Consider the following 12,961-nt stretch of genomic DNA (forward strand, 5'->3'; position numbering starts at 1 on the left):
AAAATCCTAGCTGTCCGTCTCCACCCCGGCCGCCCGGGAGGGTTTCGCCGGGCCGTGTTGTCCGGCCCCGGCAGCTTTGGCCAGGCCACTGATCAGCGGCTCCGTCCGGTAAGGGATGTGAGTGTGCAGCGCCAGGACGGTTTCGGTCCGGATAACCCCTTTGATCCTTAGGACCTGCCGCAGGGCTGCCTGGAGGTTGTGGGTGTCGGTGGCCACCACCCGGCACCAGACGTCACCGCGTCCGGAGATCTCGTGGACCTCCAGGACCTGCGGAATCACCCTAAGTCCCCCTACCACCCCGTCCAGTTCACGGTGTGACACCTCAATGGTCACGAACGCCACAACGTCGTAGCCCACGGCCTCCAGGTCCACCTCGCGGCCCCCGGACCGCAAAACCCCGGCCCGGAGCAGGCGCCGGACCCGCGACTGTGCCGTATTGCGGGCAACCCCTAGCGAATCGCTGAGCTCACCGATCTGGATCCTGGGGTCCCGGATGAGCTCCAGGAGGATCTTCAGGTCGGCGGAGTCCAGTTTGTTCAAATGATCACTCTCCGTCACGTCAGCATCAGAATATTGATGATGATGCTCAATTGTGGCACCACTTTCCGCCCGAAAGAGCAGAAGTGCTGCATTCTGGAGCTATCACATGTCCATCCGCGCCGGGCTCCCACAAGGACCACCTGCCGCGGCAGCAGCAGAGGCGTAATAATGACGGTCTTCAGCGAACTCCGCATGCGTCCGGCTCCAGCCACAACGGCCGGGTGGGACGCGTCCACTACTGCCAGGCTGGTGCTGGCGGGCGCCGTCATTTTCACGCTGTTGGTCGGTGCCAACCTTGCCACGCCCCTGTACCCCCTCCTGCAGGCGGAACTCGGACTGTCTCCGCTGGATGTAACCGCCGCGTTCACGAGCTACGTGCTCGCGCTTGTGGCCACGCTGATGCTGGCCGGGCACTGGTCGGACCACATCGGGCGAAGGGCTGCCCTCATCCTCGCCGTTGTTGCCGGCCTGGCAGGCGGCTGGCTTTTTGCCGAGGCACACACGCTGGGTGCGCTGTGCTCAGGGCGGGCGCTCCAGGGAGTTGCGGTCGCCCTTGCGACGGGGGCCAGTGCCGCTGCCCTGCGTGAACTGCTGCCCTCACGCCCCGAGTGGGCCTCCCGCTTCACGCTGCTGGCTTCGGCGGGGGGAGTGGCCGCCGGCCCGGTGATCGGCGGGCTGCTGTCCCTGCTTCCCGAGGCTACGTCGGCACCGTACTACGTCCATGCTGCAGTCCTCGCCGCGCTGCTGGTCCCGCTGTACCTCCTGCGGGCACGCCCCGCCATCCAGCCGCCCGCAGGACCCAAGCCGCTGCACCTGCTCGCACCCCGCCGTCCTTCCGTGACGCGGGCGGCAAGGGGCGCATTCTGGCTCGCAGCCGCCGTCGGCTTCCTGAGCTTCGCAGTGTTCGGTTTCTGCCTCTCGTTGGCCCCCGGCTACTTCGCCCGGATCCTGGCCGTGGACAGCCGCCCCCTGATCGGCGTGCTGGCCGGCCTGACCCTCGCGGCATCGGCGCTGACCCAGTTGGTGACCCTTCGGGGCCGCTTCGTTGTCCCGGGCGGGCTGGCGGTCCTGGGCATCTCGGTACTCCTGCTGGGCGGGGCAGGAATGTGGAACAGCCCGGTGCTGCTGGTTGTGGCAAGCGTTGCCGCCGGTGTGGGGCAGGGCCTCGCCTTCCGCACCGTTTTTAATGATGTCGCTGCCCGGGTGGAGCCAATCCGCCAGGCCCAGACCATCAGCACGGTGTACGTCATCACCTACCTGGGCAGCGCTGTCCCGGTGCTGGGGCTCGGCTGGGCCGCCGGCGTGTTCGGCCTGGCGCCTTCGGTGGCCGGATTCGTGGTGCTGTGCGGCTCCGCAGCGCTCATTTTGGCTGCCGTCACACTCCGTCAGGCTGTTCGCACACGGGGCTAGCGGCCGCAGGTCCGGTTACTCCGGGAGTGGCCCGTGGTTGCCCTGGATGTGCTCGAACACCAACGTGGTTTCCGTGTGGCCCACTACTGGATCGGTGGCCAGGTTGTCCAGCACCCAGTCCCGCAGGTCCTCGGTGGTGGCCACGGCAATGTGCAGCAGGTAATCCACGGAGCCCGAGGTATGGAACGTGGACAGCACTGCCGGGAGACGGGGGACGCGTGCCGTAAAACGGTCGATCTGATCCCGGTCGTGCGCCCTTAGCCGCACAGCGACCAGGGCCTGCACCGACCTGCCGATGGATGACAGGTTGAGCTTCGCCTCGAAGCCCTGCACGATTCCCCGCTCTGTTAACGCACGGGTCCGCATCAGGGCTGTGGAGGGGGCGATGCCCACCAGTTCGGCAAGCTGCTTGTTCGAGATCCTTGCGTCCTCCACCAAAGCGGCAAGAAGCCGTTCGTCGATGGCATCAAGGGGCTCCAGATGCACTCCCGGCCTGACGTTCCTGGCATTCGTGCTCACGGCGGCTCCTCACAAAGTTCCTGCGTTTATCCTAGACGCCCGCGGGCACGCGTTCAGGCGGCGGCGGTGCCCGCTGCCTTCGGATGGACGACGGCGACAGTCACCGCAGTGAGGCAGGCGAGGATCATGACGGCGGCGGCCAGGGCGTTCCAGCCATAGGACTGGAAGAGCAGGCCGCCGGCCCAGCCGATGAGGCTTGAGCCCAGATAGTAGGCGAGGTTGTAGAGCGAGGCGGCCTGGGCACGTCCGGTGCTGGCAATCGCACCCGTCCAGCCTGCGCCGATACTGTGGGCGGCAAAGAATCCGCCCGTGAAAATGACCAGCCCCGCGAGGATCAGCACAAGTGACGGAGTCAGCGTGAGGGCGAGGCCCGCCGTCGAGAGGGCCAGCCCGGCGAGCAGCACGTTGCGGCGCCCGAAACGCATCGTCAGCCCTGCTGCCCAGCGGGAGGAGAAGGTCCCCGAAAGGTAGGCAAGGAAAATCAAGCTGATCACGGTGGTGGGCAGGCCGAAGGGCTCGCCGGAGAGCCGGAACCCGAGGTAGTTGAAGACGGCCACGAAGCCGCCCATCATCAGGAAAGCCTGGAGGTAGAGGGCGAGCAGCCGGACGTTGCGCAGGTGGCAGCCAAGGGTACGGGCAGCTCCGCGGAGCCCGGGAGCCTTGGCGGCGATAAATCCCCGGGCACGCGGCACCAGGAGCAGGAAGGCGACGGCGGCCAGTGTCGCCAGCACGGAGACGGCCAGGGCTGCGGCACGCCACCCCCACAACTCCCCGGCAGGTCCGGCTACCAGACGGCCGGCCAGGCCGCCAAGCGTGGTGCCCGCGACGTAACTTCCCGCTGCCACTGCGGCATGGGCCTTGGTAACCTCCTCGTTGAGGTAGGCGATGGCAATGGCCGGGATCCCCCCAAGCGCCATCCCTTCGAGGAGCCGCAGGCCCAGCAGCATGGCGAAGCTGGTGGACAGGGGCACCAGCAGGCCCAGCACTGTTGCCACGGAGATTCCCCACATCATGGCCTTGACCCTGCCTATCCTGTCCGCAAGGAAGGACCACGGGATCACCGTGACGGCCAGTCCTACCGTAGCCAGCGAGATGGTCAGCGCGGCCTCTGCGGCGGTGACCTGCAGGTCCGAGGCAAGGATCGGCAGGACGGCCTGGGTGGAATACAGCTGGGCAAAAGTCGCTACCCCGGCAAAGGCCAGGCCGGCAATGATCCGCCCGTACGCGGTGGAGCCTTTCGCGTGCCCTTCCCAGCCCGGCAGGGACGTTTGGTGCCCGGGGTGCTGCTGGCTGTGTGGCATGTGGCAAGCGTAAACCCGGCCCAATACCTGCTTCCAATGCATCTTTTGTGCCAGACTCATATCAAATCCGGAACATTGCCCCTCGCAGACTTGGAACCAGGAAGGACCTATGGAGCCCGACCACAAGCAGCTGGCGCAGCTTCTTCCGCTCCTGCCGCTGCTCGCTGAACTGGGCCGGACCGAACATGTCACCGAAACCGCCGAACTCCTCGGAGTACCCCAGTCCACGGTGAGCAGGGCACTGGCGCGGGCCAGCGCCGCCGTCGGTACCGAACTCCTGGTTAGGGACGGCAGGGGAGTGCGCCTCACCCCGGCTGCCCGGTCCCTGCTGCCCTACATCGAGCGGGCACTGACGGAGTTCCAGGCCGGGCTGGACCTGGTCCGCAACGAGTCCGATATTGTCCGCGGCAAAATCTCCGTCTCGTTCCAGCACACCTTTGGCGAGTCCACCCTCCCGCTCCTCATCAGTGCCTTCCGCAGCCGCCACCCGGGCGCCGTGTTTACGCTAAGCCAGGGAGCGCGCGACTCCTGCCTCGCCGAGCTCGCGGCAGGCGCGTCCGACCTGGCGCTGACCGCGCCGGTGGCAACTCCCGGCAGGAACCTTCTCTCCGCCCCGCTCTACCGGGAACCCCTGCGCCTGGTGGTCCACCACACCCATGCGCTCGCCGGCAGGGCCGTGGCGTCCGTGGCGGACATCCGCTCCGAACCGTTTGTGGCCCTCGGCCCCGGTTACGGCATGCGCTCGCTGACCGATGCCCTGTTCCGTGAGGCCGCATACCGTCCCCGCATCGCCTTCGAAAGCCAGGACTCCCATACCGTCCGGGGCCTCGTTTCGGCCGGACTCGGCGTCAGCATCCTGCCACCGGGCGGGGATGCCCCCGGCCGGAACGTCAGCGCGGAAACGGGCAACCTGGGCTGGGTGGAAGTGCCCCTGGACTCGGCTCTGGCCTTCCGCGAGGTCGGCCTGAGCTGGCGGCAGCGTAAAGCCGAGGTTGAACCGGCTGCCGTCCGGCTGTTCCGAGACATGGTCCTCACCGACGGGCCGGAGCTCCTGGCCGGGCTGGTGGAACGGCGGTCCCGGCTGGTCAACCCCGTGACCAGGAACCCGAAACTTCACTAGTCCTGTGACCAGTACCCTTGTGACGTGACGAACACCGAGAATCCATCTGCCCTGCCCGCCCAGACGCTTAACCCGCCGTCGAATCCACCCGGCGGCGTTATCATCGGCCTGGACATCGGCGGGACGAAAACGCACGGCATCCGGTTTGAAAACGGGATCCCGGTGGCCGATGAGTCTGCGGGGAGTTCGAACGTCCAAAACGTTACCCGTGACGAGGCTGCCCGCAATCTGGCCAGCCTCTTTGGCAGGATCGGCGGGGGAACGGTGTCCCACGTGTATGCCGGATCCGGCGGCATCGATACCGAAGAGGACGCCGCAGCCCTTGCCGGGCTGATCGAACCTCACGCTCCCGGCGCGCAGATCACGGTGGTGCATGATTCCCGGTTGCTTCTCGCTGCAGGCCATGCCGGGACAGGCGTGGCAGTAATCGCCGGCACTGGTTCGGCAGCCTGGGGCAGGAACGCCGACGGCGCCGAGGCCAGGGCGGGAGGCTGGGGTTATCTGCTGGGCGACGAAGGCAGCGGTTATTGGCTGGGACGGGAGGCTGTGCGGTACAGCCTGCGGCGGATGAACCAGGGCCTTCCAGTGGACCAACTGACTGCCGCCCTGCTGGCGTCCTGCGGAGTGGACCATCCGAACCGCCTCATTGCGCAGTTCCATTCTCCGGATACCGGGCGCCGTTTCTGGGCGCAGCAGGCCCGGCACGTAGTGGAGGCGGCAGCAGCCGGCCATCCGGCAAGCCAGGAATTGCTGGAGCAGGCGGGCCAGGACCTTGCCGGGCTGGCCCTGCAGGTGCTGAACCAGCTGGAGATCCCCGGGCCGGTCATCCTGGGCGGCGGGCTGGGCATGAACGTGGTGCCTCTCCAGGACTCCTTCCGCCGGCACCTTGCGGAAGCCGGTGTTACCGATGTCCGGGTCCTGGACCAGGAACCCGTCTTCGGTGTGCTGCAGCTGCTGGCAGAACAGGCCTGACGCGTAGCGTGAGCAGGGACACGCCCTCGCCGGGCCGGTTTCCTACACGGACCGCTTCCGCGGAGTAAGCCGTACGGCCGGCAGCGGGGGAGCAGGGATGCGCCCGGCCTCCGGACCGGCGTCAGGACCGTGCCCCGGGACCAGGCCGTAGCGGGCTGCTGCCATCCCGCCGTCGGGAAGGGCCGCCTGCGCTTCCCATGCATCCCGGGCCTGCTCGACTTCATCGTGCGTACGTCCCACGAAGTTCCACCACATCAGCAGCTCCTCCTGGAAGGGCTCGCCGCCGATCAGGAGGAAACGCGTGCCGGGCTTCGCCTGGACCTGAAGTTCCCGCCGGCCGATGCCAAGGTAGCCCAGCGGCCCGGGAGGAAGTTCCTGACCGTCCAGCGTCAGCCCGCCGTCGAGCACCAGGATGCCGTGTTCGAAGTGCTCGTTGAGGGGGAGTACGGCACTGCCTTCGCAGGAAACATCCGCTCCCACAATCGGGGAATACATCGTTGCCGGCGAGACCGCACCGTCGAGTTCGCCCACCATCACGGTGGCGGTAAAACCTTCGCCGGCCGCTGTGGGAAGGTCACGGTGCTGCTCGAACGCGGGCTGCCGGTCCCGTTCCCCATCCGGAAGGGCCACCCAGAGCTGAAGGCCGCGCTGCAGGGGCAGTTCGCCCCCCGGCGGAAGCACTGCGAATTCAGAATGGGAAACCCCGTGCCCCGCCGTCATGATGTTCAGCTCGCCGGGCCGCACCACCACGTCGCTGCCCACACTGTCCCGGTGCCGGATAGTCCCGGCCAGCGGCCAGGTCACCGTTTGCAGCCCGATATGCGGGTGCGGAAGCACTGACATCGCAGTCCGGTCCGGGCCGAAGCTGTCCAGGAAGCACCAGGCGCCGATGGTCGGGAGCCCGCGCTGGGGCAGCGTCCGCTGGACATTCATTGCACGCACCCCGCCCAGCGGTACTTCACGTTCGGGCCACAGCTGCAGGCAGGGGCCGGAGCTTCCTTCCGGCTGTGCCGGCGGGCAGACTTCCTGTTGCGGGGAAACTTCCAAGTTGGTCACCTCCCCACTTTAGGCCTCGGTTACCACGCCGCGGTATGTCCGTCGACCCTGGCCAAACGCGTACCCATCCGGCCGTGGACCGGCACCGAATGATTACAGTTAGGGATTCCTTTGCCGGAATTGGGGTGTGCTGCAGGTGTTGCCGCGTCCGGTTTGGGCTACCGTAACTATCAGCGTGCTGTGACAATTTCGCGTTGCTTTCCGAAGCCGTCCAACAGAACAGGTAAGTCCGCATGGACCAGGCCATGATCGAGTTTCAGAGCGTCACCAAGCAGTACCAGGGCGGGCAGCCGGCCGTGGACCAGCTCACCATGTCCATCAGCCCAGGTTCCATCACCGTATTTGTGGGGCCCTCCGGCTGCGGGAAGACCACGTCGCTCCGAATGATCAACCGCATGGTCGAGCCCACCTCAGGCGTCATCACGGTGGCGGGCAAGGACGTCACCACCGTCCCGGCGCCCGAACTCCGCCGTTCCATGGGGTATGTGATGCAGTCCTCCGGACTTTTGCCGCACCGCTCGGTGCTGGACAACATCGCCACCGTGCCCAGGCTCAACGGCGTCTCCAAGTCCGACGCCAGGAAACGCGCCCAGGAACTGCTCGACGTCGTCGGCCTGGCCCCTTCCCTGGCGAAGCGCTACCCGTCCCAGCTCTCCGGCGGCCAGCAACAGCGCGTGGGCGTAGCCCGGGCCCTCGCCGCAGACCCGCCTGTCCTCCTGATGGATGAACCATTCAGCGCCGTGGATCCCGTGGTCCGTGACGAGCTTCAGCAGGAACTCCTCAGGCTCCAGAAGGACCTGGCCAAAACCATCGTCTTTGTTACCCACGACATCGATGAGGCCACAACATTGGGCGACAAGGTGGCCGTCTTTGCCACCGGCGGCAAGCTCGCGCAGTATGCCACTCCGGAGGAGATCCTGAGGGCGCCCGCGAACGACTTTGTGGCCTCCTTCGTAGGGCGCGACCGTGGTTTCCGCCACCTTGGATTTACGGCGTCCGACGGCGTCACCGTGCACCAGGTGCCGACGGTGGTCCGCGGTGCGGACGGCAGCCTGGAGTCCAATCCCGCCGGCTGGCAGCTCGTGGTGGATGCCGACGGGCATCCGCTCGGCTGGACCGGCCCCGGAACCGGTGCCGGACTGATTCCCGGCGGATCACTCTTCCGCCCCGGCGAGAGCCTGCGCCGTGCCCTTGATGCTGCCTTGTCCTCGCCGTCGGGCCTCGGCGTTGCCGTGGATTCGGACGGCCGGGTACTCGGCGTCGTCAGGGGTGGCGAAGTCCTGGCCCTCATCGAAGAGGCCCGCCAGGTGCGGCAGGCTGCGCTCTGATGCAGTGGTTCCTGGCCAACAGCGGCATGGTCCTGGAACGGGCCGGCCAGCACATGGTGCTGGCCCTGGTCCCCATGGTGCTGGGACTGGTGGTGGCCATCCCGCTGGCCCAGCTGGCGCGGCAGCATCCCGTGCTTCGCTCGGTGGTGCTCACGGCGTCGTCGCTGCTCTACACCATTCCCTCGCTGGCACTGTTCATCATTCTGCCAACGATCCTGGGAACCAGGATCCTCGATCCACTCAATGTAGTGGTGGCCCTGACCATCTACGCGGTCGCCCTGCTGGTGCGGGCTGCCCTTGATGCCTTCGACTCAGTGGACGGGGACGTCAGCCAGGCCGCCGTCGCCATGGGGTACAAGCCGCTCGCCCGCTTCCTGCACGTGGACCTCCCGTTGTCCCTGCCCGTGCTCTTCGCCGGCCTGCGGGTTGTTTCCGTGAGCAACATTTCGCTTGTCAGCGTGGCCGCCCTGCTCGGAGTCGGCAACCTGGGCATGCTCTTCACCTCGGGGCTGCAACGGGGCTTTGTGACGGAAATAGTGGTGGGCATCGTTGCCATCCTCGTCCTCGCACTGCTGATGGACGCCATTTTGGTCATCCTTGAGCGGCTGCTGACACCGTGGGAGCGGGCCGGCCAGCGGGGCCACCATGGGCGGGCCGAGGCACCAGCGGAAGCTGCTGCCGCGCGTCGTCTTTCCGAGCCGACAACGGGAGGCGGAAACGCATGAGCGTCTTCTCCGATACCTTCGCCTGGCTGGCCGACCCACTGCACTGGACCGGGAGCGCCGGCATCCCCGCACGATTGGGCGAGCACCTGCAGTACACGGGGCTCGTGATGCTGATCGCCACCGCAATCGCCGTCCCCGTCGGCCTCTACGTCGGCCACACGGGACGGGGGAGAGTGGCCATCGTGGCCCTTGCCGGTGCCCTCCGCGCCCTTCCCACCCTCGGCCTGCTGACACTGTTTGTCCTGCTCGCCGGAATTGGTCTGATGCCTCCCGTCTGGGCGCTGGTGATCCTCACCGTGCCGCCCCTGCTGGCCGGTACCTATGCTGGCATTTCCAGCGTGGACCGCAACGTGGTGGACGCCGCCCGCGCCATGGGAATGACCGAACTTCAGGTCCTGTTCCGGGCGGAGCTGCCCAACGCCCTGACGGTGATGTTCGGCGGCTTCCGGACCGGTGTGCTCCAGGTGATCGCCACCGTCTCGGTGGTGGCCTACATCAACCTGGGCGGCCTGGGCCGGTACCTGTTCGACGGGCTCGTCCTCAGCGACTTCCCGCAAATGCTGGGAGGATCGCTGCTGATCGCCGCGCTGGCCATCGGCGTCGATCTTGTCCTCGCCCTCATCCAGAGGCTGTTCCTGTCATCAGGGGCCTCGAAGCAGTCCCACCGCGGCCAGCAGGCTGCGGTCGATCTCACAGTCCCCGTTGTTGCGGAGACTGTGGCACAAGGAGGTAAGTCATGAAAGAAAGCCGACCACAAGGTTTTGGCAGGCGGGCGTTCGGCGGCGTGGCCGCTGGAATTGGCCTGGCCATGGCGCTGTCCGCCTGCGGCGGATCGTCAGATCCGCTGAGCAACGCCCCGGCAACCAGCGGCACGGCGTCCGGAGGCGCCACTTCGCTGGTGATCGGTTCGGCGGACTTCCCGGAGAGCCAGATCATCGCTGAGCTGTATGCAGGGGCGCTCACGGCGGCCGGCGTCACCGCCACCACCAAACCGAACATTGGCTCCCGCGAGGTGTACTTCAAGGCTGTCCAGGACGGTTCGGTGGACGTTGTTCCGGACTACACCGGAAACCTGCTGCTGCATGTGGACAAGGAAGCCACAGAGGAATCGGCGGAAGACATCGCCAAGGCCCTGCCGGAAAAGCTGCCTGACGGCCTTGCGGTTGGGGAAGCTTCCAAGGCCGAAAATAAGGATGCCATGGTGGTCACCAAGGCAACCGCGGAGAAGTACCAGCTGAAGTCCATCGAGGACCTGGCCAAGGTCTGCAGCGAGATTGTGGTGGGTGCCCCGGCCACCTTTGCTGAGCGCGCCTATGGGCTGCCGGGCCTGAAGAGCAACTACAACTGCGAGCCCAAGAAGCTGGAGCCTTTTAGCGACGGCGGCGGTCCGGTAACGCTCAAGGCCCTGCTCGAAGACCAGGTGCAGGTGGCGGACATTTACACCACCACCCCGTCCATCGCGGACAACGACCTTGTGGTCCTGGAGGACCCGAAGAACAACTTCATTGCCCAGCAGGTCATCCCGCTGTACAACGAAGCAAAGATGACGGACAAGGCGAAGGAAGCGCTCAACTCTGTCTCCAGGATCCTCACCACCGAGGACCTGATCAACCTCAACCGTGCTGTCAGCGGCGACCAGAAGCAGGGTGCCAAGGAAGCGGCCGAGGCCTGGCTCAAGGACAAGGGCATCGTCAAGTAGGAGCCTGCTTACCTGCTGCACCAGTACGACGGCGGCTGCCGGACTTCTCCACGTCCGGCAGCCGCCGTCGTGGTGCCAAGGGCATTTCCTGCCGGCTGCGCCTGACACGGGTGTGGCTGATGTCTCAGCGGAAGCGCATCCCTCCTGTGGCATATTTAGTGGATGGCAGAATTCAAGCAGTCCACGAAGCTCAACAACGTCCTTTACGACATCCGTGGACCGATCCTCCAGGCCGCCCAGCAGATGGAGGCGGAGGGTCACCGGATCCTCAAGCTGAACATCGGAAACCCGGCACCGTTTGGATTCGAAGCGCCGGACGCCATCCTGGTGGACATGATCCGCCACCTGCCGCACGCCCAGGGCTACAGCGACTCGCGGGGCATATTCTCCGCACGTACCGCCGTCTCGCAGTATTACCAGACCCGCGGGATCCAGAACATCCACGTGGATGACATTTACCTGGGAAACGGGGTCAGCGAACTCATCACCATGTCCTTGATGGCCCTGCTCAACGACGGCGACGAGGTCCTGATCCCCACGCCTGACTACCCCTTGTGGACCGCATCCGTGGCACTCGCCAGCGGGAAGCCGGTCCACTACCTCTGCGACGAGGAATCCGGCTGGCAGCCTGACCTTGAGGACATGGAAGCCAAAATCACGCCGCGGACCAAGGGCATCGTGGTCATCAACCCGAACAACCCCACCGGCGCCGTCTACCCCGACGAGACGCTGAAGAAGATTGTGGCCCTTGCCGAGAAGCACGGACTGGTAATTTTCGCTGACGAAATTTACGAGAAGATCCTGTACGAGGACGCAGTCCATGTGAACCTCGCCAAGCTCACCGGCGACCACGTCCTGTGCCTTACCTTCAGCGGCTTGTCCAAGGCTTACCGTGTGTGCGGCTACCGTGCCGGCTGGATGGCCATCTCCGGTCCCAAGAAGGACGCAGCGGATTACCTCGAGGGCATCAGCCTCCTGGCCAACATGCGCCTCTGCGCCAACGTTCCCGCCCAGCACGCTATCCAGACGGCGCTCGGCGGTTACCAGAGCATCAACGACCTGATCCTGCCGGGCGGGCGACTGCTGGAGCAGCGCAACAAGGCCTACGACATGCTGAACGCCATCCCCGGCGTGAGCACCCAGCAGGCACGCGGCGCCCTGTACCTCTTTCCCCGGCTGGACCCCGAGGTCTACCACATCCGGGATGACGAGAAATTTGTCCTGGACCTCCTCCGGGAGCAGAAGATCCTGGTTTCCCATGGCCGCGCCTTCAACTGGGTACGCCCGGACCACTTCCGCATGGTCACCCTGCCCAACGTCAAGGACATCGAAGAGGCAGTCGGGCGGATGGGGGACTTCCTAAGCAGGTATCAGGGGAACTAGCCTGTGGACACGGGCGATTCGGTCCCGTGAACCTTCGCGGAAAGGATTCGCTATGGCCGGCGTCGTCCAGTTCGATCAGCACCCCTCCGAGACCCTTCGGGCGGGGGAGGGGTTCTCGCTTGCCAGCGTTGATCCCGATTCCACTCCCGGTTACAGCGGCAGCAAGGTAGACGGAAAGGCCCTCCTGGCGGACCTGGACGATGAGCTGGGCGAGCTGCAGGAGAAGCTGTTTGCCGAGTCGCGGTTTGGCGGCCGGAAGCGGATCCTGCTGATCCTGCAGGCGATGGACACCGCGGGCAAGGGCGGCATTGTTAACCACGTCATGGCAGCCATGGACCCGCAGGGGGTCCAGTTCAAGGCGTTCAAGGCTCCGACGGACGAAGAGAAGTCCTACGACTTCCTGTGGCGCATCGAGAAGGAAGTGCCGGCCGCTGGAATGGTGGGCGTTTTCGACCGGTCCCACTACGAGGATGTGCTGATCCACCGTGTCCACGGCTGGACCAGCCCCGATGAAATCAAGCGCCGTTATGGGGCGATCAACGAGTTCGAGGCGCGCCTGAGGGACTCTGGGACGAAAGTCGTCAAGGTGATGCTCCACATCAGCGGCGAGGAGCAGAAGGCGCGGCTGCTGGCCCGGCTGGACGACCCCGCCAAGCATTGGAAGTACAGCCGGGGCGACCTCGATGAGCGGGCGTTCTGGGAGGACTACATGGATGCGTACCAGGCGGCCATCGATGAAACGAGCACACCGGACGCGCCCTGGCACGTGGTTCCGGCCAACAAGAAGTGGTACGCCAGGATCGCCGTGCAGCAGCTGTTGCTGGGAGCTCTGGCCGGACTGAACCTCGAGTGGCCCAAGGCCGGGTTTGACGTCCCCACCGAGCGGGAGCTGATCCTCCGTTCCTGAG

At 65.9% G+C, this 12,961-nt stretch carries 13 protein-coding genes; 9 read left to right on the plus strand and 4 right to left on the minus strand.

The annotated features are described in order from the left end of the window. Nucleotides 1–6: 6 nt before the first annotated feature. Nucleotides 7–540: an Lrp/AsnC family transcriptional regulator gene (locus tag M8J71_RS13565; RefSeq protein ID WP_256248388.1), complete on the minus strand. Its 534-nt coding sequence runs from the start codon at nt 538–540 to the stop codon at nt 7–9. Nucleotides 541–708: 168 nt separating this feature from the next. Between M8J71_RS13565 and M8J71_RS13570 the strand changes: the two genes are divergently transcribed. Next, entirely contained in the window at nt 709–1,950 is a 1,242-nt protein-coding gene (locus tag M8J71_RS13570) for an MFS transporter (RefSeq protein WP_256248389.1), read from the plus strand. Nucleotides 1,951–1,965: 15 nt separating this feature from the next. Here M8J71_RS13570 and M8J71_RS13575 read toward each other — a convergent pair whose 3' ends face one another. Next, complete coding sequence (locus tag M8J71_RS13575) at nt 1,966–2,469, minus strand: Lrp/AsnC family transcriptional regulator (protein WP_163162079.1); 504 nt, start codon at nt 2,467–2,469, stop codon at nt 1,966–1,968. Between the two features lie 53 nt (nt 2,470–2,522). Continuing rightward, a complete protein-coding gene (locus tag M8J71_RS13580) occupies nt 2,523–3,770 on the minus strand; it encodes an MFS transporter (RefSeq protein WP_256248391.1) in 1,248 nt (415 codons plus the stop codon). 109 nt (nt 3,771–3,879) lie between these two features. On the opposite strand from M8J71_RS13580, the gene M8J71_RS13585 reads away from it, so the two are divergent. Both M8J71_RS13585 and M8J71_RS13590 read left to right on the plus strand, forming a co-directional pair. Next, nucleotides 3,880–4,890: a LysR substrate-binding domain-containing protein gene (locus M8J71_RS13585; RefSeq protein ID WP_256248392.1), complete on the plus strand. Its 1,011-nt coding sequence runs from the start codon at nt 3,880–3,882 to the stop codon at nt 4,888–4,890. A gap of 24 nt (nt 4,891–4,914) precedes the next feature. After that, nucleotides 4,915–5,862 carry an N-acetylglucosamine kinase gene (locus M8J71_RS13590; protein ID WP_256248393.1) on the plus strand — a complete coding sequence of 316 codons (948 nt, stop codon included), beginning with the start codon at nt 4,915–4,917 and terminating at the stop codon, nt 5,860–5,862. Nucleotides 5,863–5,904: 42 nt separating this feature from the next. On the opposite strand, the gene M8J71_RS13595 is transcribed toward M8J71_RS13590, so the two are convergent. Further along, nucleotides 5,905–6,918 carry a pirin family protein gene (locus tag M8J71_RS13595; RefSeq protein WP_256248394.1) on the minus strand — a complete coding sequence of 338 codons (1,014 nt, stop codon included), beginning with the start codon at nt 6,916–6,918 and terminating at the stop codon, nt 5,905–5,907. A gap of 233 nt (nt 6,919–7,151) precedes the next feature. On the opposite strand from M8J71_RS13595, the gene M8J71_RS13600 reads away from it, so the two are divergent. The 6 genes from M8J71_RS13600 (at nt 7,152) to M8J71_RS13625 (ending at nt 12,960) form a co-directional block, all read left to right on the plus strand. Continuing rightward, complete coding sequence (locus M8J71_RS13600; RefSeq protein WP_305479261.1) at nt 7,152–8,246, plus strand: ABC transporter ATP-binding protein; 1,095 nt, start codon at nt 7,152–7,154, stop codon at nt 8,244–8,246. Next, nucleotides 8,246–8,971, plus strand: a complete 726-nt coding sequence (locus tag M8J71_RS13605) for an ABC transporter permease (RefSeq protein ID WP_256248396.1) — start codon at nt 8,246–8,248, stop codon at nt 8,969–8,971. The genes M8J71_RS13600 and M8J71_RS13605 overlap by 1 nt, the downstream gene beginning before the upstream one ends. Beyond that, nucleotides 8,968–9,711, plus strand: a complete 744-nt coding sequence (locus M8J71_RS13610; RefSeq protein WP_256248397.1) for an ABC transporter permease — start codon at nt 8,968–8,970, stop codon at nt 9,709–9,711. Before M8J71_RS13605 ends, M8J71_RS13610 begins: the two co-directional genes overlap by 4 nt. Then, complete coding sequence (locus tag M8J71_RS13615; protein WP_256248398.1) at nt 9,708–10,670, plus strand: ABC transporter substrate-binding protein; 963 nt, start codon at nt 9,708–9,710, stop codon at nt 10,668–10,670. Before M8J71_RS13610 ends, M8J71_RS13615 begins: the two co-directional genes overlap by 4 nt. Before the next feature lie 162 nt (nt 10,671–10,832). Beyond that, nucleotides 10,833–12,053 (plus strand): pyridoxal phosphate-dependent aminotransferase, encoded by a 1,221-nt coding sequence (locus M8J71_RS13620; protein ID WP_163162096.1) that lies wholly within the window; start codon nt 10,833–10,835, stop codon nt 12,051–12,053. A 52-nt stretch (nt 12,054–12,105) separates the two neighbouring features. Continuing rightward, on the plus strand, nt 12,106–12,960 hold the full coding sequence (locus M8J71_RS13625) for a PPK2 family polyphosphate kinase (protein ID WP_256248399.1): 855 nt from the start codon (nt 12,106–12,108) through the stop codon (nt 12,958–12,960). Nucleotide 12,961: the final 1 nt, after the last annotated feature.

This window comes from Pseudarthrobacter sp. R1 (genome assembly GCF_024494415.1).
In the GTDB taxonomy this organism is placed as follows: domain Bacteria; phylum Actinomycetota; class Actinomycetes; order Actinomycetales; family Micrococcaceae; genus Arthrobacter.